The organism is Fulvimarina endophytica (assembly GCF_003403015.1).
GTDB classification, from domain to species: Bacteria; Pseudomonadota; Alphaproteobacteria; order Rhizobiales; family Rhizobiaceae; genus Fulvimarina; species Fulvimarina endophytica.
Genome location: NZ_QURL01000005.1, coordinates 534950 through 554670 on the forward strand (window position 1 = coordinate 534950; position 19721 = coordinate 554670).

Sequence of the window (19721 nt, forward strand, 5' to 3'; positions counted from 1 at the left end):
CCGCGAAAGGTCAGGAATAAGCAGCTCTGGGCTGGGCCGGCCTTCTGCCGGACTGCGGCAGGCCGGGATCGATCCCGGCCGGCCCGCCGCATGTCGTCAAGCCGATCTCAACCCCAGCAGCGGTCGAGGCCTTCCTGCACGGAGATCGAGGGGACACCCTCCTGCGCATCGTCGGTCACCAGGTTCACGCCGGTATTGACGAAGTCGAGACCCTCGGACGACTGCGGCTTGGTGCCGTCCTTGGCGAAGGCGACGATCGCCTCGATGCCCTGGGAGGCCATCTGCAGCGGATATTGCTGGGAGGTCGCGCCGATGACGCCGGCCTTCACGTTCTCGACGCCCGGGCATCCGCCGTCGACCGAGACGATCACCGCCTGATCGGCGAGACCGAAGGAGTTCAGGGCCTCGTAGGCGCCGGCCGCTGCGGGCTCATTGATCGTGTAGACGAGATTGATGCCGGAATCGCGCTGTAGGAGGCTCTCCATGGCGGTGCGCCCGCCCTCCTCGTTGCCGTTGGTCACCTCGTGACCGACGACGCGCGGGTCCTCCTCGTCGCCGATGACGTTGGCGTCCTTCACGTCGACGCCGAAGCCCGAGAGGAAGCCCTGGTCGCGCAGGACATCGACGGAGGGCGCGGACGGGGTGAGATCGAGCATTGCGATCTTGGCGTTCTCGGCCTCGGCGCCGAGCTTGGCGCGGGCCCACTGGCCGATCAGTTCACCGGCCTTGAAATTGTCGGTCGCAAAGGTCGCGTCGGCCGCGTCGATCGGCTCCAGCGGCGTGTCGAGCGCGATGACGAGGATGCCCTGATCGCGTGCCTGGCGCACCACGTCGGTGATCGCCTTGGTGTCGGACGCCGTCAGAAGAATGCCCTTGGCGCCGGCCGCGATGCAGCTTTCGATCGCCTGGACCTGGGTCTCGTGATCGCCGTCGACCTTGCCGGCATAGGTCGACAGCTCGACACCCAGTTCCTGGGCCTTCTGGCTGGCGCCTTCCTTCATCTTGACGAAGAACGGGTTGATGTCGGTCTTGGTCACGAGGCAGGCCTTGATCGGCTGGCCGTCCTGAGCGGCCGCCGGGACTGCGAAAAGCGCGGCGGCGAGAGCCGTCGTCGTGAAAGCTGCGCGAATGATCATCTGGAACTCCTCCCCTTGGAACGCGGGCCCTTCGTCTGATGGACGGCCCGATTATTCGTCGGCGCAACACCTCCCAGCGCCGAGCATGGTGAAGAGAGAATACCGAATGAGGGTTCGTGTCAATCTTTAAATCACTAAAAGTTATTTATTGCGAAAGGTGGGTTTTCCGATCATTGTAACAAAACGAAACGAAGGGCGCCCGCGCGTGCATGTATCACCGCCGCGTGCGGCGTTCCGTTCGATGTATCGCATGAGGGGGGAGCATGTCGGAAACCAGTCTGAACGAGGTCGCCGTCGACGGACGGTCGAGGGGCTCGAATCAGTCGGGCCTTCGCGCCCACAACGAGCGCGCGGTGCTCTCCCTGATTCGCAGGCACGGCGAACTCGCCAAGGCCGACATCGCGCGCCGCACGGGGCTTTCGGCGCAGACCGCGTCGGTGATCATGCGTTCGCTCGAAAACGAGAGCCTCGTCATCCGCGATCAGCCGCGGCGCGGCCGGGTCGGCCAGCCATCGGTGCCGATGCGCCTCAACCCGGACGGCGTGCTCTCCTTCGGCCTCAAGATCGGCCGGCGATCGAGCGAACTCGTCGTGATGGATTTCGTCGGCCAGATCCGGTCGAACCGAACCATCCGCTACACCTATCCGCGCGTCTCGGACATCGTCGCATTCGTCGAAAGGGGCCACAAGGAACTTACCGCCGAGATCGCTCCGGTCCTTCGCGACCGGGTCATCGGGCTCGGCGTCGCCCTGCCCTTCGACATCTGGTCATGGGCCGAGGAGATCGGCGCGCCGCCGGCCGATGTCGCACCCTGGCGTGATTTCGACGCGGAGGCCGAACTCTCCGCGATCACCGGGCTTCCGGTCTATGCGGCGAACGATGCGACGGCGGCATGCGCCGCCGAAAACGTCTTCGGCGGCTCCGACTGCGCGAACTTCGTCTACTTCTTCATCGCCGCCTTCGCCGGCGGCGGACTGGTCATCAATGGCGACCTCGTTCAGGGCCGGCTCGGCAATGCCGGCGCCCTCGGCTCGCTGCCGATCCCGCGCAAGGACGGCGGATCCGGTCAACTGATCGAGTTCGCGTCCCTCAACCGGCTCGAGACCGCGATCACCGAGAGCGACGGCGATCCCGATCTCATCCTCGATACCGAGGGCGACTGGAGCGAACTCTCCGGGACCCTCGACAACTGGCTGAACGAGGCCAGCCGCGGCCTTGCCTATGCGGTCCTGTCGGCCTGTTCGGTCTACGACTTCGAGGATGCCATCATCGACGGCGCGATGCCCCGTCCGATCCTCGATCGCCTCGTCAGGCAGACCCGCCGCGAATACGAGACCCTGAACCGGAAAGGCATCTCCCCGGTCAGGTTCCGGTCCGGCAATGTGGGCGTCAACGCTCGCTCGCTCGGCGCGGCCAGCCTTCCGCTCTTTGCCCGCTTCCTGCTCGATCAGCGCATCACCTCCGGCGAGGCCGGCTGAGGACATCGGTCACGGCAGGTGCGGAACGGCGATCGAAGCGATGGACTAACAGGCGGGCGCAAGCTACCTCTGCCCCATGAAAAAGGGTGACCATCTCTTCCTCGTCGACGGCTCGGCATACATCTTCCGCGCCTACCACGCGCTGCCCCCGCTGACGCGCAAATCCGACGGCCTGCCGGTCGGCGCCGTATCGGGCTTCTGCAACATGCTGTGGAAGCTGGTGGAAGAATCACGCGACACCTCGGTCGGCGTCGCGCCCACCCATTTCGCGGTGATCTTCGACTATTCCTCGACGACGTTCCGCAACGCGCTCTACTCCGAATACAAGGCCAATCGCGAGGAGCCGCCGGAGGATCTGAGACCGCAGTTCGGCCTGATCCGCGACGCGGTCCGCGCCTTCGATCTGCCCTGCATCGAGAAGGAGGGCTTCGAGGCCGACGACCTCATCGCGACCTATACGCGCCTCGCCGTCGAAGCCGGCGGCGACGTGACGATCGTCTCCTCCGACAAGGATCTGATGCAGCTCGTCGGCCCGCAGGTCGTTCTCTACGACCAGATGAAGGACAAGCGCCTCGGCCCCGAAGAGGTGAAGGAGAAATTCGGCGTCTATCCGGACAAGATGATCGACCTTCAGGCGCTGGTCGGGGACACGTCGGACAACGTGCCGGGGGTTCCGGGCATCGGTCCGAAGACCGCCTCGCAGCTTCTGGAGGAATACGGGACGCTCGAAGCCCTTCTCGAACAGGCCGAGGGCATCAAGCAGAAGAAGCGCCGCGAGAACCTCATCGAGTTCGCCGATCAGGCCCGCCTCTCCAAGCGTCTGGTGACGCTCGACGAGAACACGCCGATCGATATCCCCCTCGAGGATCTGTTCATCAACGAGCCGGACGGGGAGAAGCTCGTCTCCTTTCTCAAGGCGATGGAGTTCACGACGCTCACGCGCCGTGTCGCCGCGACCCTCGACACCGATGCAAGCGAGGTCAAGAGCGCCGAACTCGACATCGAAGGCGCGCCGCGCGGACCCGATCTCGATCCGTTCGAGGGCGATGGCGTCTCCGGCGAGACCGTCTTTGCGGCGACACCGCAAAGGCTTGCCGCAACGCGCGCCGAAGAGGGACAATCGGCTGAGATCGACCGGTCGTCCTATGTGACGATCCGCGATGCCGAGACCCTGAAGACGTGGATGGGCCGGGTCCGCGAGAAGGGTCTGATGGCCTTCGATACGGAGACCAGCGAACTGTCCGCCATGAAGGGCGAACTCGTCGGCGTCTCCTTCGCGATCGAGCCGGGAGAGGCCGCCTATCTGCCGCTCGGCCACGTCTCGCCGGATGCCGATCTCCTGTCGGACCCGGGCGCTCTCGAAGCGCTCGGCGGACAGATGAAGCTCGGCGAGGCCCTCGACATCCTGAAGCCGGTTCTCGAGGATCCGGCGATCCTCAAGATCGGGCAGAACGTCAAATACGATTGTCTCGTGATGCTCCAGCACGGCATCGTGCTGGCGCCGATCGACGACACCATGCTCATCTCCTACGCCCTCGACGCCTCGAGCGGGCTGACGGGCCATGGCATGGACGAATTGTCGGAGCGCTGGCTCGGCCACAAGCCGATCACCTTCAAGGAGCTCTGCGGAACCGGGCGCAATGCCCGGCCCATCGCCGCCGTGGAGATCGAGAAGGTGACCGAATATGCCGCCGAGGACGCGGACGTCACCTTGAGACTGTGGCGCGTGCTCAAGCCGCGCCTTGCCGCAGAAGGCCTCGCCAAGGTGTACGAGCGCCTCGAACGCCCGCTGGTCCCGGTTCTGGCGCGGATGGAACAGCGCGGGATCATGGTCGACCGACAGATCCTCTCGCGACTGTCGGGCCAGTTCAGCCAGAAGCAGGCGGCCCTCGAAGCCGAGATCGCGGAGATGGCCGGCGAGGAATTCAATCCCGGCAGCCCCAAACAGCTGGGCGAGATCCTCTTCGGCAAACTCGGCCTCCCCGGCGGCAAGAAGACCCGAACCGGCCAGTGGTCCACCGATGCCCGCGTTCTGGAGGATCTGGCGGCCGAGGGCCACGATCTGCCGCGCCGGGTCGTGGACTGGCGCCAGCTGACCAAGCTCAAGGGAACCTATACCGACGCCCTGCCCTCCCACATGGATGCCGAGGGCCGTATCCATACCTCCTTCTCGATGGCCTCGACCACGACGGGACGCCTGTCCTCCTCCGAGCCGAACCTTCAGAACATTCCGGTTCGCACCGAGGAGGGCCGCGCGATCCGCACGGCGTTCGTCGCGCCGAAGGGCAAGAAGCTCCTTTCGGCCGACTACAGCCAGATCGAGCTTCGGATCCTCGCCCATATCGCCGATATCCCGCAGCTGAAGGACGCCTTCCGCAACGGCATCGACATCCATGCGATGACCGCCTCCGAAATGTTCGGTGTCCCCGTCGAAGGCATCGACCCCATGGTGAGGCGCAGGGCCAAGGCCATCAATTTCGGCATCATCTACGGAATTTCCGCCTTCGGGCTCGCGGCCCAGCTGACCATCCCGCGCGAGGAGGCTGGGCTCTACATCAAGCGCTATTTCGAGCGCTTCCCGGGCATTCGGGATTATATGGACGAGACCAAGGCCTACGCGAAGAAGCACGGCTATGTGGAGACCCTGTTCGGCCGGCGCGCGCACTATCCGGACATCACCGCCTCCAATCCGCAGGTTCGGGCCTTCAACGAGCGCGCGGCGATCAACGCGCCGATCCAGGGAACGGCGGCCGACGTCATCCGCCGCGCGATGATCCGGGTCGAAGACGCGCTGCAGAAAGCGGACCTTTCGGCGAAGATGCTGCTTCAGGTCCATGACGAACTCATCTTCGAGGTCGAGGATGACGAAGTCGATCGGACGATCGCGATCGTGCGCGAGATCATGGAGGACGCGGCGGGCCCCCGCGTCAATTTGTCCGTGCCGCTCGAAGTTGATGCGAAAGCTGCGGCCAACTGGGAAGAGGCGCATTGATCGAAGGATCGGCGCGACCGTTGCTTCTCGCGTGAAAGATCAGCAAGCCCAAGGTTCTTTCAAATGCGCGCCGACGATTGTAGATTGGGGGCCGACCGTGCCTTAAGCGCCGACCGCGCGAGGTTTCCGACGAAAGATTAGACTTGAGAGTCTGGCCGATCGTCCCAATTTTGGCACGCATAGGCATCGCCGGGGGATTGATCCGCAGGATGCTCTTCGGTTGACCGCATTCGGACTGCCGATAACCGAAGACCGAGGCTGACGGCCCGAAGACGAGAGGGCCCAGAGGACACTGCATGGATCAGCGCGAAACGAACGAACAGTCAGATTTCTCGATGCCCAACGGCATGAGCGCCGCAGCCCTTTCCAAGCTTCCCCTCGCTCTCGTCCTCACCAATCCGCATCTGCCCGACAATCCGATCATCTACGCCAACCGAGCGTTCGAGAAGATCACCGGCTATTCGTCGGCCGCGATCATCGGGCGCAATTGCCGGTTTCTTCAGGGCGCGGAGACCGATCCGGATCAGGTAGCGAAGATCCGCACCGCGCTCGACAACGAAGACGATCTGACGATCGATATCGAGAACTATCGGGCCGACGGCACGAAGTTCCTGAACAAGCTGATGATCACGGCCCTCTACGACGACGGTGGCGAGTTGCAGTGCTTCCTCGGCGTTCAGCGCGACATCACCGGGGAGACCTCGAGCGAGGGAAAAAGGAAGGCGGACGGGGCGCTCGGCGAAATCCAGCACCGCGTCAAGAACCATCTCTCCATGATCATCGGCATGATCAGGATGCAGGCCCGGGTCAAATCGAGCGAAGAGAGCTTTTCGGCGCTGGCCCGGCGGATCGAGAGCCTGCAATTGCTCTATCAGGAGATGACCGAGTCCGGCATCGGCTCGGCCCAATCGGAGACCATCCCGCTCGGCGCCTATGTCAGCCGGATCGCGTCCACGATCGGCCATCTCGACGGGCGCCGTTCGGTGCGCGTCAACGTGGATTGCGACGCGATCACCCTGAAGGTCGACCGCGCGGCCCGCATCGGCCTCCTGTTCTCCGAACTGCTGACCAACGCCCTGAAGCACGCTTTCGAGGGTCGCAACGAGGGGCTCGTCGAGGCGCGGCTGAAGATGCTCTCTTCCGGCGTGATCCGCCTGACGGTCGTCGACGACGGCATCGGCCTCAAGGAGGGCGTGAACTGGCCGCACGGCTCCAGAAAGCCGCCTCGCCCGATGGATCGCGAAGCGGTTCGCGAGGCGATCGACAAGACTCGCGCTGCGGCCGAGGCCGATGCGCAGAGTGACAACGACGCCCGCGAGATCGCCGCTTCTCTCTCCATGTCGGCCGAGAGCGGAACCGGGGAGAAGAAGGGGTCCGGCGGAGCCCTGAAATCTGCCGAAAACCGCGCGTCGCCAGAGGCTGACGAAGCCGATCGTCAGGAAGGCGGGCTCGGCGGGCGGATCATCATGTCGCTCGTGCGCGGGCTCGACGCCCGTCTGGACGTGAATTCGACGACCGTCGGAACGACCGTGACAGTGGACATACCAGCCGACAAATGAACCAGAACGACGCAGACATGAGATCGGACCGCGCTTCGGACAGCGGACTCGAACAGGCATCCTTCCCGGACGCGATCCGGGACCGATTGATCGTCGGCCTCGACGTCCCCTCGCCGGCCCAGGCCCTCGACATCGTGGACAGGCTCGGCGAGACCGTCTCGACCTACAAGATCGGTTATCAGCTCGCCTATTCCGGCGGCCTGCCGCTGGTCGGCGAGTTGTCGCGGGCCGGCAAGAAGGTCTTCCTCGACCTGAAGCTCCTCGACATTCCCAACACGGTCGCCAAGGGCGTGGAGGGGGCGCTGCGTCTCGGTGCCGCGATGATGACCGTCCATGCCTATCCCCATGCCATGCGTGCCGCTGCGGAGGCCGCACGCGGGTCCGACCTTCTGATCCTCGGCGTGACGGTGCTGACGGCCCTCGACGAGGGCGATCTTCGCGAGGCCGGCTACGGCACCGTCTCCGTCGAGGACTTGGTCGCCCGGCGCGCGGCTCAGGCGCGGCAGATCGGCATCGGCGGGCTCGTCGCCTCGGCGGCCGAGGCCCCTGCCCTGCGGCAGGTGATCGGGACGGAGATGGCGATCGTCACGCCCGGCATCCGTCCTGCGGGTGCGGCGAGCGGCGATCAGAAGCGCGTCATGACGCCGGCTGCGGCGCTTCAGGCCGGCGCCTCGCATCTCGTGGTCGCCCGGCCCATCGTGGAGGCCGCGGACCCCGCCGCCGCCGCGCGGGCCATCCTTGCGGAAATGGCCGGGGCCGCCTAAGCATCTGGGCGAAAATTCGCATCGGGTGTTACGATCCCCCGTTGCGTCCAGAGAAATGGTGAAGGTGGGCTCGTTTGGGCGTCTGGTTGAGAGCGCCCGATCGCCGAACGCCTCGATCCTGCATTACGGAAGGACAGGTTTGATGCCTAAAGGATACTGGATCGCCCGCGTCGAGGTTCGCGATCCCGATCGCTACGGCGAATATGTCGAGACCGCCAGGCCTGCCTTCGAGGAGTACGGCGCCCGCTTTCTCGTGCGCGGCGGCGCCTTCGAGCAGCTCGAGGGGGATGCGCGTCCGCGCAACATCGTCATCGAGTTCGAGAGCATCGAAAAGGCCAGAGCCTGCTACGAGAGCCCGCAATACCGGAAGGCCGCCGCGATCCGCCAGGCCATCGCGGATGCGGACATCATCCTCGTCGAAGGCTATGACGGGTAGGACCAGGCCGGCGAAGAACGGACGCAAGGCGTTCAAGGGCATGGCGCCAGACGGTTACGCGATCCGCATGATGGAGCCTGGCGAGGTGGCCGCGCTCCATGGCATCGCGCGCAGCGACGACGAGCCCGAGAGTTTTTCGCCGAGCAGCCCCGCCAGCCGGATCGCCGATCTCGGCGCCTTCACCCGCTTTCTTCTCGCGAACGAGGTCTTCGTGCTCGTCGACAAGGCGGCAGGCGAGACGGCCGGGTTCGCGGTGGCATCCCCACAGGACGATCTCTATTGGATGTCCTGCCTCCATCTCGCGCCGGCCTACCGGCACGAACGCCTCGCGGCCGCCCTCCTGAAATCGGTGAGCGAGCGGGCCGGATGGTTCTTCTATCGGGCAATCGGCCTCAGTGTCGACGGCGCCGCCGCGCGCGCCGCAGGCTTCTTCGGGGCGCGCGGGTTCGTCACCATTCCTCCCACAGACTGCCCACGCTGGCTCGACGAGAAGCGCCGCGCGAGCGCTCCCGATCCAGGTAAGGCGGATATGCAACGCATCATGCTCAAATGGTTATGAGCGCGACCGCCTCTGCCCGGCGACGATGCGCGGAAATTGTGCAGCGCAGCAAAGTCTGCTAAAAACAACGCAAAGAGGACGGAACACGAACTCATGTTGTATTACTTCTACGAATGGAATCATGCGCTTCTGGCGCCCCTGCGGGCGGCTGCCGACGCGACACGGCTGACCTATCAGAACCCGCTCAATCCCGCTTCGCGCACCGCGATGGGCCGCGCGATCGCGGCGGGTGCCGAGCTTTTCGAGCGCACCACGCGCATCTACGCCAAGCCTGAATTCGGCCTGACCGAGACGGTCGTCGGGCACGAGCATGTCGGGGTCCGCGAACTCGTCGCCCTCGACAAGCCCTTCTGCCGGCTCCTTCATTTCGAACGCGATCTGCCGAAGGACCGCAAGCCCGATCCGCGCTTTCTCATCGTCGCACCGCTTTCCGGGCATCATTCGACCCTTCTTCGCGGGACGGTCGAGGCGCTTCTTCCCTATGCGGACGTCTACATCACCGACTGGAAGGACGCGCGCACGGTTCCCGTCGACGAGGGCAAGTTCGATCTCGACGACTACACCCAGTATGTCATCGACTTCCTGCGGTTCCTCGGGCCGGACTCCCACGTTCTCGGCGTCTGCCAGCCCTCTGTACCGGTCCTGATGGCCGTCGCGCACATGGAGAAGCACGGGGACGACTGCTATCCGGCGACGATGACGCTCATGGGCGGTCCGATCGATACGCGCGTCAACCCGACGGCGGTCAACCGCCTGGCGGAGGAGAAGGGCATCGAATGGTTCCGCGACAATGTCGTGATGACCGTGCCGTTCCCGCAGCCTGGTTTCCGCCGCATGGTCTATCCGGGCTTTCTTCAGCTGACCGGCTTCATGTCGATGAACCTCGATCGCCACATGGCGGCGCACAAGGACTTCTTCTGGCATCTCGTGAAGGATGACGGCGATTCGGCTGAGAAGCACCGCAGCTTCTATGACGAGTACAACGCCGTCATGGACATGACGGCCGAGTTCTATCTCCAGACCGTCGAAGAGGTCTTCATCAAGCATTCGCTGCCGCGCGGCACGATGACCTTCAACGGCGAGACCATCGATCTCGGCGCGATCCGCCGCGTCGCGCTTCTCACGGTCGAGGGCGAGAACGACGACATCTCCGGTGTCGGCCAGACCGAGGCCGCCCAGGAGCTCTGCACGAACATTCCCGAGGATATGCGCGTTCATTACGTGCAGCCGAAGGTCGGCCATTACGGCGTCTTCAACGGATCGCGCTTCCGCTCCGAGATCGTGCCGCGCATCGTCGACTTCGCGCTCACCCATGGGACCACCCATGGAACGGCCGGCCTTCCCAAGAGCGAGCGGCCGAAGAGCAAGGCAGGCCGCAATTACGGCGCCCATGCCGAACGCAAGGCGAAGGCGCAGGAACTCGGCCAGGGCCGTGCGATCGGCGGCGAGACCGGCATCGCCGATCCGCTGATGTTCGCCGAAAATCCCTTCGTGGCGGGCGCCCGCATGATGCGCGCCTTCTCCGATCCGGCAGAAGAAGCATTCGCCAAGGGCCTGGAGGCCGTCGGGTCTTCTCCGAGGCGTGGGCGAAAGGCGGCGAGCGAAAAGGCCGGCGGCGAAGGCAAGACGCCGAAGGCGAAGGCGGCGAAGTCCGCATCCGCGCCGAAGGCCGAAGCTGTCGCCACTCCTGCTGCCGATTCCGTCGAGCCGAAGCGCGAAACCGCGACCGAGGGGCAGGCAAGCCTCTTCCCGTCCGCGAGCGCATCGACCCCCGCCTCCCCGTCCCGCCCGGACGAGCCCGCCGCGAAGACGCCGGCCAAGGCTGCGACCGCCAGGACCGAAGCCGATAAGCCCGCAGAGACAAAGTCCGAGGCCGCAAAGCCCGCGACCTCGGTCGCCGAGGCGAAGGACGCGAAGCCCGAAACGGCACGAGGCGATCGGAAGACGGGAACGGACGCTGAATCCGAGCAGGCGAAATCCTCCGACCAGACGTCGCCGAAAGCGGATGCCTCCCCCGCGAAGGCCTCCGACGAGAGCCCGAAGGCTTCTGCCTCCGCAAATGCGAAAGCGGCAGATGGCGACAAGCCGGCAGTCGAGGCCAAGGCAGAGGTCGAGACACCCAAGTCTGAGCCGGCAAAAGACGCCGAAGCCAAGAAAGAGCCTGTAGCCTCCGAGGCGGCTTCGAAGACGGCGGCTTCCTCCGATGCAGAGCCGAAGACGGCTGAGACGAAGGCAGCGGAGACGAAGCCCGAGAGCCCGAAAGCGGAGACTGCGAGCCCCGAAAACGCGTCGGCGACGGCCAAGCCCGCCTCCAAGGACGAGCCGAAGGCGCAGGAACCGGTTTCAGCATCTCCGGCCGCAGCCAGTGCCAACGAGACACCGGCAAAGGAGAGCGAGGCCAAGACGCCTGCTGCCGCGAACCAGTCGCAGCCTGTGACCGCGACCAGCCAGGAGCGCAGACCGGCCGACAAGCCGGCGGCCGGAAACCGGCGGGCGCGTCGAGCAGCCGCCCGCAGGAAGTAACCACCACCTCGCAGGTTTCCATCCGAGACTTTCGACGGCCTGGCTCCCCATTCGGGGCCAGGCCGTTTTGCTTTATCAGCCTCGGCGGGCCTCTCTCACGGCAGGAAAGCAGGCGGGCTCACGCGCCCGATCAGGATCTCTCGCCGAAAAAAAGCCGCGGGGCCGCGTCTTTGCGAAAGGCGTCGCATCGCGAACGCCGAAGTCCGGCCGGCCCGGATGGTGACCGTCCGGCGGACGGCTCAGAAATCCAGATCGGCGTAGTGCTGGACGGCCGGAACGCCGCGAACACGCTCGCTTAGGAGCGGGCGGAAGGACGGTCGCGACTTGATGCGGCTATACCACTCCTTGGCGGCCGGCTCGCTCTCCCACGGGATCTCGCCGAGATAATCGAGCACCGACAGGGCGGCTGCGGCTGCGAGATCGGCCTGGGTGAGGCGTGGTCCGGCGAGCCAGTTCCGGCTTTCGGCGAGCCAGCCGATATAGCGCAGGTGATGCTTGGAATTGGTGCGCGCCGCGCGGATCGCAGACGCATCCGGCGAGCCTCCGCCCTCGGATTTCGGCATTTCCAGCTTGAAGACGCGTTCGCGCACCAGATAGCGGGTCACCTCGGCGTCGAACTTCTCCATGAACCACTCGGTGAGCCGACGCACCTCCGCCCGCTCGACGGGCTTTTCCGGCATCAGGCGCTTGTCCCGGGAGAAGACGCCCCGCGTCTCGTCGAGATATTCGCCGGCGACGATTCCCCCGACGATCGGTGCGCCATCATCCTCGATGAGAACCGGCAGCGTCGCGGCGGGGTTCATCGCGAGAAACTCCCGTCGCCGCTCCCAGGTTCGCTCCTCGACGAGCTCGGGCTTTTCGCCGTATTCGCCCGTCAGAAGGCGCACGTAGCGGGAAGCAGCGGACATGGGGTGGTGATAGAGTTTCAGCATCGCAGTCGTATCTAAGGCATTGCCGCGACAGTTCGACGGGAAACTGACGCATCATTCGCAGGGTCTGGTAAACGGCGTTTGCGCATGGTTGCGGAAATGCGTCAACGGTCGGTGAACGGATGCCGTGCTAAACGCATCGCATCCGACCCACGGCCGATCGCGAAGGCTCCCGGTGCCACGGCCCGGATCACATTCGGCGTCATCCGAAAGGGCGGCGCGCACTGCACGAGGAAACTGTCCATGGATCTCAGCTCGGTCTTCGACGCCGTCATTCTCGGGATCACCGAGGGGCTGACCGAATTCATTCCCGTCTCCTCGACCGGTCATATTCTGCTTCTCGGCCATTTCATGGGCTTCCGCTCCACGGGGTTCGTCTTCGAGATCGTCATCCAGCTGGGCGCCATCCTCGCGATTCTCTCGGTCTATGCGGCAAAGCTCTGGCAGCTCTTCGTCTCGCTTCCCTCGAGCCCGAGGAGCCGGCGCTTCGTCGCGGGCATTCTCCTCGCCTTCCTTCCGGCCGCGGTGATCGGCGTCTTCGCCCACGACTTCATCAAGACCGTGCTGTTCGAGACGCCCCTCGTCATCTGCGCCGCGCTGATCGTCGGTGGCATCATCCTCCTCGTCATCGACAAGATGCCGCTGAAGGTGCGCTACGACGACATCATGGACTATCCGCTGTCGCTCTGTCTGAAGATCGGCATCTTCCAGTGTCTCGCAATGGTGCCGGGCACCTCCCGCTCGGGCGCGACGATCGCAGGCGCGCTCCTGATGGGAACCGACAAGCGCTCGGCCGCCGAATTCTCCTTCTTCCTCGCAATGCCGACCATGTTCGGCGCGGTCGCCTACGATCTCTTCAAGAACCGCTCCTACCTCTCGACGGACGATCTCGGCCTGATCGTCATCGGTTTCGTCTGCGCCTTCGTGGCCGCCCTCGTCGTGGTGCGGACCCTTCTCGACTTCGTCTCGCGCCACGGCTTCGCGCCATTCGCCTATTGGCGCATCCTCGTCGGCATTCTCGGCATCGTCCTCATCTTCACGCTCTCTCCGGACACGATGCGCGGCGACCCGTCGGCGCTGCCCGCAGACGGCTATTCCCAGGACCTCAGCGGCACTGCGCCCGCGGGACCCGCAACGACCGAGAAGACCGGCCGCCTCAGCCACTGAGGCCCATGAGGCCACGGCGCAGGAGTTCTGCCGCCAGAACGATCAGCAGCGCCGTCAGAGCCTTGCGGAACAGCGCCTCGTTCAGGCGATCGAGAAGAACCGTTCCCATCAAGGTGCCGCCGAAGCCGGTGACGATCATCGCGACCGCGAGGCCGAGATAAGGCCCGAGCGCGACACCCGCGAAGAGGAAGGCTGCGATCTTCAGCGCGTGCTGGCTCGCCGTCACCGCCGCCATCGTCGCCACGACCTCCATGCGATCGGAAAAGGCGCGGGTGAAGAGAACCGCGTTGAGGGGGCCGCTCGCGCCGACGAACATCGACAGGAAGGCCGTCACCGCACCCGCCACGCCATATTGCCAGTCCTTCAGGCGGCCGAGCGCCGGCAGCTTGAGAAGGAGCGTTGCGAGGATGAAGGCTCCGAGAACGAGGCGAAGCACGGCCTCGGGCAGCGTGACGACCGTGAACGCGCCGATCGCAGCGCCTACGAAGCCGCCCAGGACGAAAGGCAGAGCCTTGTCCCAGCGCACCGCCTTTCGCTGGACCCCGAAGCGCCCTGCGAAGGATGCGAACTGAACCACGCTGTGGAGCGGAATGAGGACGGCAGGCGGCAGGACGAGCCCCATCAGCGCCAGCAGCGTCACGCCGCCGCCGAGCCCGAAGGCGGCGGTCAGCGCCGATGTGAAGAAACTCGCCGCGATCAGTCCGGCGGCGGCCCAGCCCGGCAATCCCGGCGCAAGCCACTGCCAGACCGAAGGGCCGAGGCCGAAATCGTCGAATGTCAGACGAGACCGTCCTGGTTCTCGGGATCGAGGCCGCCGGCATGGCGGGTCGGCCGGGTGAACTGACCCTGCGGCCGGAAGCGAACGAGATAGGTCGGAAGGATCGCGTCGATCGTCGCCGGGCGAATGCCGAAGGCTTCGAGCGACCGCCCATCGTCGATCGCTTCCTGCGAGACGACATTGTCGTTCTGAAGCTGCTTGACCTGATCGGGCGTCAGGGGCGCGCCCGGTACATACTGCATGTAGTTCGCCATGGTGCCGGCGAGCGAGAACGGGATCGTCACGAATCGCCGCTTGCGGTCGATGATGCGCAGCATCTCTTCCATCATCTGGCGGAAGGTCAGCACCTCGGGCCCGCCGAGTTCGTAGACCTTGCCGCCGTCCACCTCGCCGTCCACGGTCTTGGCCACCGCCTCGGCGACGTCGGCCACATAGATCGGCTGGAACTTCGTCTTGCCGCCACCCAGCAGCGGCAGGGCCGGCGAAAGCCTCGACATCCCGGCGAAGCGATTGAAGAACTCGTCCTCAGGTCCGAAGATGATGGAGGGCCGAAGCACGTAGGCATCCGGACGCGCCTCGAACACGGCCTGTTCGCCGGCGGCCTTGGAGCGGGCATATTTCGAGTTGGAGGACGGGTCGGCTCCGATGGCGGAGATCTGGGTCATGTTCACCCCCTCCTGCCTCGCCGCCTCGGCGATGAGCCGCGCACCCTTGGCCTGCAGGCTATCGAAGCTCTGCTTGCCGCTTTCGGCGAGAATGCCCACGAGATTGATCACATGGTCCGCGCCCTTCACGGCCCGCTCCACCGACCAGGGATATCGCAGATTGGCCTGAATGGGCATGATCGCGCCGATATTGCCGGCGATCTGCAGATGATAGGCGAGATCGGGCCTGCGGCAGGCGACGACGATCCGGTGCCCGCGCTTGGCGAGCGCCTGCGTCACATAGCGACCGAGAAAGCCCGATCCCCCGAACACCACCACCGTCTTGCCCGTATCGACCGTCATATCGCCCTCGCTTCTAAGGCCCTCAAACGCGGCAGGCATCCCGGCGGATGCCCTGTCACGACGTCTGCTCTTGTTTATGGCGCGCAATGCCGGGAAGTCCCGCGACATCCTCGATCCGCCGAACAATCGCCGCCGCGAACGCCGAGGATCGGCGGCAGGAGCGAGACGGTCGGCGGCCACGCCGTTCGGGACCGTTCCCTATAACGAACGACGGGTTTGCGCCAGACCTTGGGCAACGCTCCCCATCGCCGCATCCAGCGACCTGGCAATGGCCGTTCGAGCCTGCGGTTCCGCATCGCACCGCCCCAAAGCGGCGCAGCGTCGATCCGGCACGGTCCCATCCACCCGCCGGCCGCCTCGTTCGGGTCCTCACGCTCCGGACACCGAAGCCCGAAGGTGCAGAAGCCGCCGGCTCGCAACCCCGTCGAACAGCCAGCGCCCCGCGCGAAATTCGCCCGTCCAGAACAAAGGCGATCCCGGACGACAAATCTGCGTTGACAGGCCCTCCGACACCCCCTAAAGGTCCCCTCCGTTGCCCAGGTGGCGGAATTGGTAGACGCGCACGGTTCAGGTCCGTGTGCCGCGAGGCGTGGAGGTTCGAGTCCTCTCCTGGGCACCAAATCCCTGTTTCGAGCAGTCCGACGAGACCCGAAACAGACGCCGAGACGATTCCGGACGTCATTGCGTTCTGTCCGACTCTTCTCATTCGGCGAACCCGATGATCCTACAATTTTTGACACGGCCCTGATGCGGCTTTTCGGCGCTCCTCAGACCGTGCCCGTGAAGATCAGGATCGCTGCGATCACCACGACGCCGAAGACCGCAAGCCATTTTCCCGCGCCCTTGCCGAAACCGACGCGCTTGTCGGCGATCGGCATGCCGTCGTCGAGGGTCGATGGGGCCCGCGGTGCGTTACGGGTCACGGTTTCGGTCCTGCCGCTCTCATGATCGCTGGCCATCTGGCTTCTCCTCGCGCGCCTTATTGCACCGGCCTGTGGCCGGATATCGCATTGTTTCCATAAGTGGATTATCGGCTGGCGCGCTGGCAGTTCAACCGGCCCGTCCGCGAAACGGAGATGACGGTTGCGTCACCGCTCAGCCGCCGCCTCGTCGGCCAGCCGGCGGGAGCGTTCGTCGATGTCGCGCACGGCCTCGATGGTCATCGCGCCGGCAAGGTCTCCCGAAGCGCTGAGGCGATCCAGCACCCGCTCGACGATGGCGGCCATGGTCGGAAAGGTGATGCGCCCCTCGATGAACAGATCGAGCGCGCGCTCCTTCGCGCCGTTGAAGGCCGCGCCGCTGAGGCCGCCGGCGTCCATGACCTCGCGGGCAAGACGCAGAGCGGGGTGTCGGCGCTCGTCGGCATCGCGGAATGTCAGCGATGCGAGTTTTACGAGATCGAGCCGCGGAACCGGGAGCGCCAGGCGATCCGGCCAGTTCAGCGCATAGCCGATCGCGTGGCGCATGTCGGGAAAGCCGAGATGGGCGAGAACCGCGCCGTCCCGGAAGGCGACCATCGCGTGAACGATGGATTCGGGGTGGATCACCGCATCGATCGCGGACGAGGGCACACCGAAGAACTCGTGGGTCTCGATGAGCTCCATCGCCTTGTTGAAGAGGCTCGCGCTGTCGATGGTGATTCGCTGCCCCATCGACCAGTTGGGATGGGTCGCGGCCTCGGCTGCGGTGGCTTCGGCGAGGCGCTCCTCAGGCCAGTCCCTGAAGGCGCCGCCGGAAGCCGTGATGGTGATGCGCTCGACGGCCGCCATATCCTCGCCGACGAGTGCCTGGAAGATCGCCGAATGTTCGCTGTCGACGGGCAGGATCCTCGCACCCGCCTGCTTCGCCTCAGAAAGGAGCAGCGGCCCGGCGCAGACGAGGCTCTCCTTGTTGGCGAGGGCCAGAGTGGCGCCGTTCCCGATCGCGGCCAGTCCCGGCTCGAGGCCCGCCGAGCCGATGATCGCGGACATCGTCCAGTCCGCCGGGCGGGAGGCCGCCTCGACGAGGGCCTGCGGCCCGGCGGCGACTTCGACGCCCGATCCTTCGAGCCGTTCGGCGAGCTCCGCGTAGAGAGCCGGCTCGGCCGTTACCGCGATCGCCGCCTTGAGGCGGCGCGCATCGTCGGCAAGCTTCTCCACATTGCGCCCGCCGGTCAGCGCCACGACGCGGTAGGCGTCCGGCGAGCGAGCGATGAGGTCGATCGTGTTCTGTCCGATCGATCCCGTAGCTCCGAGAATGGATACGCTCTTCATAATCGATCGGCCTTTCGCAGCATGCTGTCGGCGTCGTTTACAGGCTCGTTCCACGAAATGATATCGCCCGCCCGCGAAGGCGCAGGGCCCGGCCGGAACAGGACATCCCCCATCGCGGACCGCAACGTTCTCCCCCGAGGACGCGCAAGCCTTCAAAAATTCGGAGCACCTGAAAACCACGTTCCCGAACACCACGTGAGGATGCTGCGCTGGGATGCCGCACCCGCGAGAGCTCGGCTTCTCTCTCTACGCTCGAAGCCGATTGCCGAGTTTATCGCCGATCCAAGTTGGCGGAGACGGAGAGAGGCCGCCGACACCGAGATAGACGGTAAGATCTGCGGCCGACCCAGACCCGTGCCAAAAGCGGGGGACGCACAGAGCCAATCGAAAGCCATGTCGTCTGCCCAACGGTGGTATGCGAATTCGACGAAATGTGCGGCTGTCCCATAGGATGTGCTCGTCCGATCGACACTTCAGGACGTCTCCGGCACACCGGCGGCGACGCCCCAATCCCGACGAGACAAGATCTTCGATGTTCCACGCAATCCAGCGATAGGCGCGCCCTGCCCCCGGAACGCCCCCAATCCCCGGGCATGCCTCCGCCACCGGCACGAAATTCTCCGAGACCTTCGGAAATTCCATCCCCCCATCTTGCGCCGCCTCCCAGGAACCTCTTAAGAGGAGGCACGGAGAGGTGGCCGAGTGGTCGAAGGCGCTCCCCTGCTAAGGGAGTATACCGGAGACGGTATCGAGGGTTCGAATCCCTTCCTCTCCGCCACGGATTTTCCACTCTCCGCCATTTAAAATCCCGCTTATTCACGCATTCGACCCGATCGACACACCCGTTTTGGGAGTGTGGGAATGTCGGTTTTGGCTGGTGTATCGTCCGGTGTATCGTGCCGTGTATCGCGTGGCGGATCACCGAAGCGGACCGAATCGGACGTCAATCGACGCGGGGCGGGTCCTTATCTCGTCCGGTCCGGGACGATCTATCTCTTCCAGGTCCGCCTTCCGAAGGATCTTGGTGGCGGTCGCTCGAGGCCGCCGATCCGTATCAGTCTCGGCGCCTGTTCGGCGCGCGAGGCACGGCGCAAAGCCGACCTCCTTGCAGCTCACGCACGGGGGCGGTTCGATGAACTGAGAGGCAGACGATTGGCTGGAGGCAAAGATGAGGACGGCGGGCCAGTGGAGGACAGGACGCCGACCTTCTCCGGAGAAACCTCGGAAGAGGCGCTGGTCGAGATGCGGGGATGGCTGAAGGCGTATCATTCCTTCATCGCTGGCGAGGCTCCCCGCCCGAGCCCGGAAGAAGAAGCTTCGTTCGAGGGAATGCGCGGGCTTGTCGCCATCGCGCGCGAGATCGCCAAAGGCTCCGAAGGCAATCCGCTGATTGTCGACAGTGCGGATATCCTGAAAGAAAAGTACGTCGACAAGTTCATGGGGACGGCGACGTCCGCAGGCGCGATCAAGTCCGCAGATGCGATGCCAGCTCCTGTGATGGCGCCTCAGGCTGTCGCTCCGGCGATTGAAACTCCGGCGGCAGCCGCTCCGCAAACGATGACCGACGCTCGGCAGGGTTTGTCGACGCCCTCACCAATGCAGGAACCGCTGGACGAGCATGGACAGAAGATCCCTGCATTCAAGCTTGATCGCCGCTTCGTGCAGTGTCCGGCCTCGACGATGCCGCTTTTCAGCGAAGTCTCGGACGACTATCTGGCGGCCAGGGCGGATGCTTCCGGGGTTAAGAACAAGGATCTCAAGACAGCCCGCTTTCGGCGGGACCTCTTCATCGAGCTGATCGGAGACCATCCCGTCGACACATATGACGGGTCCGACCTTCAGGCCTATATCAGTCTCCTGACCTTCTGGCCCGCCAGCGTCGCGGAACGTCCAAAGCACTTGACGGCGCGCGAGATCATCGACCGCAACCGCGATCTCCACGCCAAGCCGCTGGCGCGCAAGGCGCTTCAGGAGGGCTATGTCAGCATCGTCAAGACGATGATCGGCTACAAGGCCGCGACGCTCGGCTACAACAACCCGTTCACGTATGTTCGGGTCTGGTGGCCGAACACGGCGGCGCCTCCCGTTTCGGCCGAGCCTCTGAGCGCGGAAAAGATTTCCGCGATCTTCAAGGTCGGGGT

Annotated in this window: 15 protein-coding genes, 2 tRNA genes and 1 pseudogene; 12 read left to right on the plus strand and 6 right to left on the minus strand. The window is 65.0% G+C overall.

Annotated elements, in window-relative coordinates; genetic code table 11:
* Window positions 1-107: 107 nt before the first annotated feature.
* The gene (locus DYI37_RS14500) at window positions 108-1136 is read right to left on the minus strand and encodes a sugar ABC transporter substrate-binding protein (protein ID WP_116683950.1); all 1029 of its coding nucleotides are present in this window, start codon (window positions 1134-1136) and stop codon (window positions 108-110) included.
* A gap of 263 nt (window positions 1137-1399) precedes the next feature.
* Between DYI37_RS14500 and DYI37_RS14505 the strand changes: the two genes are divergently transcribed.
* The 7 genes from DYI37_RS14505 (at window position 1400) to DYI37_RS20575 (ending at window position 11447) form a co-directional block, all read left to right on the plus strand.
* On the plus strand, window positions 1400-2614 hold the full coding sequence (locus tag DYI37_RS14505; protein ID WP_116683951.1) for an ROK family transcriptional regulator: 1215 nt from the start codon (window positions 1400-1402) through the stop codon (window positions 2612-2614).
* A 76-nt stretch (window positions 2615-2690) separates the two neighbouring features.
* Window positions 2691-5606, plus strand: a complete 2916-nt coding sequence (gene polA / locus DYI37_RS14510; protein WP_116683952.1) for a DNA polymerase I — start codon at window positions 2691-2693, stop codon at window positions 5604-5606.
* A 296-nt stretch (window positions 5607-5902) separates the two neighbouring features.
* A complete protein-coding gene (locus DYI37_RS14515; protein ID WP_116683953.1) occupies window positions 5903-7165 on the plus strand; it encodes a PAS domain-containing protein in 1263 nt (420 codons plus the stop codon).
* A 17-nt stretch (window positions 7166-7182) separates the two neighbouring features.
* Window positions 7183-7929 carry an orotidine-5'-phosphate decarboxylase gene (gene pyrF / locus DYI37_RS14520; protein WP_116684008.1) on the plus strand — a complete coding sequence of 249 codons (747 nt, stop codon included), beginning with the start codon at window positions 7183-7185 and terminating at the stop codon, window positions 7927-7929.
* Between the two features lie 142 nt (window positions 7930-8071).
* Complete coding sequence (locus DYI37_RS14525) at window positions 8072-8365, plus strand: DUF1330 domain-containing protein (RefSeq protein WP_116684009.1); 294 nt, start codon at window positions 8072-8074, stop codon at window positions 8363-8365.
* A gap of 40 nt (window positions 8366-8405) precedes the next feature.
* Window positions 8406-8924, plus strand: a complete 519-nt coding sequence (locus tag DYI37_RS14530; protein ID WP_158555185.1) for a GNAT family N-acetyltransferase — start codon at window positions 8406-8408, stop codon at window positions 8922-8924.
* Between the two features lie 93 nt (window positions 8925-9017).
* Entirely contained in the window at window positions 9018-11447 is a 2430-nt protein-coding gene (locus tag DYI37_RS20575; RefSeq protein WP_116683955.1) for a polyhydroxyalkanoate depolymerase, read from the plus strand.
* 239 nt (window positions 11448-11686) lie between these two features.
* On the opposite strand, the gene DYI37_RS14540 is transcribed toward DYI37_RS20575, so the two are convergent.
* Window positions 11687-12379: a glutathione S-transferase family protein gene (locus DYI37_RS14540; protein ID WP_116683956.1), complete on the minus strand. Its 693-nt coding sequence runs from the start codon at window positions 12377-12379 to the stop codon at window positions 11687-11689.
* A 240-nt stretch (window positions 12380-12619) separates the two neighbouring features.
* Between DYI37_RS14540 and DYI37_RS14545 the strand changes: the two genes are divergently transcribed.
* Entirely contained in the window at window positions 12620-13543 is a 924-nt protein-coding gene (locus DYI37_RS14545) for an undecaprenyl-diphosphate phosphatase (protein ID WP_116683957.1), read from the plus strand.
* On the opposite strand, the gene DYI37_RS14550 is transcribed toward DYI37_RS14545, so the two are convergent.
* Together DYI37_RS14550 and DYI37_RS14555 are read right to left on the minus strand one after the other, a co-directional pair.
* Window positions 13533-14267: a sulfite exporter TauE/SafE family protein gene (locus DYI37_RS14550; RefSeq protein ID WP_116683958.1), complete on the minus strand. Its 735-nt coding sequence runs from the start codon at window positions 14265-14267 to the stop codon at window positions 13533-13535. The two genes, DYI37_RS14545 and DYI37_RS14550, sit on opposite strands and share 11 nt — an antisense overlap.
* A gap of 53 nt (window positions 14268-14320) precedes the next feature.
* Window positions 14321-15328, minus strand: coding sequence for a complex I NDUFA9 subunit family protein (locus DYI37_RS14555; RefSeq protein WP_116683959.1), 1008 nt, complete (start codon window positions 15326-15328; stop codon window positions 14321-14323).
* Window positions 15329-15862: 534 nt separating this feature from the next.
* On the opposite strand from DYI37_RS14555, the gene DYI37_RS14560 reads away from it, so the two are divergent.
* Window positions 15863-15947, plus strand: a tRNA-Leu gene (locus DYI37_RS14560).
* A 148-nt stretch (window positions 15948-16095) separates the two neighbouring features.
* Here the strand turns inward: DYI37_RS14560 and DYI37_RS14565 are convergent.
* Together DYI37_RS14565 and dxr are read right to left on the minus strand one after the other, a co-directional pair.
* Window positions 16096-16287, minus strand: a complete 192-nt coding sequence (locus DYI37_RS14565; protein ID WP_116683960.1) for a hypothetical protein — start codon at window positions 16285-16287, stop codon at window positions 16096-16098.
* 129 nt (window positions 16288-16416) lie between these two features.
* Window positions 16417-17580 (minus strand): 1-deoxy-D-xylulose-5-phosphate reductoisomerase, encoded by a 1164-nt coding sequence (gene dxr, locus DYI37_RS14570; RefSeq protein ID WP_116683961.1) that lies wholly within the window; start codon window positions 17578-17580, stop codon window positions 16417-16419.
* A 688-nt stretch (window positions 17581-18268) separates the two neighbouring features.
* Between dxr and DYI37_RS14575 the strand changes: the two genes are divergently transcribed.
* The 3 genes and pseudogenes from DYI37_RS14575 to DYI37_RS14580 form a co-directional block, all read left to right on the plus strand.
* Window positions 18269-18358 (plus strand) — tRNA-Ser (locus DYI37_RS14575).
* Window positions 18359-18441: 83 nt separating this feature from the next.
* Window positions 18442-18711: pseudogene (locus DYI37_RS20580) on the plus strand (DUF6538 domain-containing protein); the annotation flags it as partial.
* Between the two features lie 54 nt (window positions 18712-18765).
* Window positions 18766-19721 (plus strand): hypothetical protein (locus tag DYI37_RS14580; protein WP_199520164.1); only part of this gene is annotated, 956 nt, incomplete at its 3' end.

Bases quoted from the DNA above. Each gene is read 5' to 3' on its own strand.
- DYI37_RS14500 (WP_116683950.1), bottom strand. From the start codon at position 1,136: ATGATCATTCGCGCAGCTTTCACGACGACGGCTCTCGCCGCCGCGCTT.
- DYI37_RS14505 (WP_116683951.1), top strand. From the start codon at position 1,400: ATGTCGGAAACCAGTCTGAACGAGGTCGCCGTCGACGGACGGTCGAGG.
- polA (WP_116683952.1), top strand. From the start codon at position 2,691: ATGAAAAAGGGTGACCATCTCTTCCTCGTCGACGGCTCGGCATACATC.
- DYI37_RS14515 (WP_116683953.1), top strand. From the start codon at position 5,903: ATGGATCAGCGCGAAACGAACGAACAGTCAGATTTCTCGATGCCCAAC.
- pyrF (WP_116684008.1), top strand. From the start codon at position 7,183: ATGAGATCGGACCGCGCTTCGGACAGCGGACTCGAACAGGCATCCTTC.
- DYI37_RS14525 (WP_116684009.1), top strand. From the start codon at position 8,072: ATGCCTAAAGGATACTGGATCGCCCGCGTCGAGGTTCGCGATCCCGAT.
- DYI37_RS14530 (WP_158555185.1), top strand. From the start codon at position 8,406: ATGGCGCCAGACGGTTACGCGATCCGCATGATGGAGCCTGGCGAGGTG.
- DYI37_RS20575 (WP_116683955.1), top strand. From the start codon at position 9,018: ATGTTGTATTACTTCTACGAATGGAATCATGCGCTTCTGGCGCCCCTG.
- DYI37_RS14540 (WP_116683956.1), bottom strand. From the start codon at position 12,379: ATGCTGAAACTCTATCACCACCCCATGTCCGCTGCTTCCCGCTACGTG.
- DYI37_RS14545 (WP_116683957.1), top strand. From the start codon at position 12,620: ATGGATCTCAGCTCGGTCTTCGACGCCGTCATTCTCGGGATCACCGAG.
- DYI37_RS14555 (WP_116683959.1), bottom strand. From the start codon at position 15,328: ATGACGGTCGATACGGGCAAGACGGTGGTGGTGTTCGGGGGATCGGGC.
- DYI37_RS14565 (WP_116683960.1), bottom strand. From the start codon at position 16,287: ATGGCCAGCGATCATGAGAGCGGCAGGACCGAAACCGTGACCCGTAAC.
- dxr (WP_116683961.1), bottom strand. From the start codon at position 17,580: ATGAAGAGCGTATCCATTCTCGGAGCTACGGGATCGATCGGACAGAAC.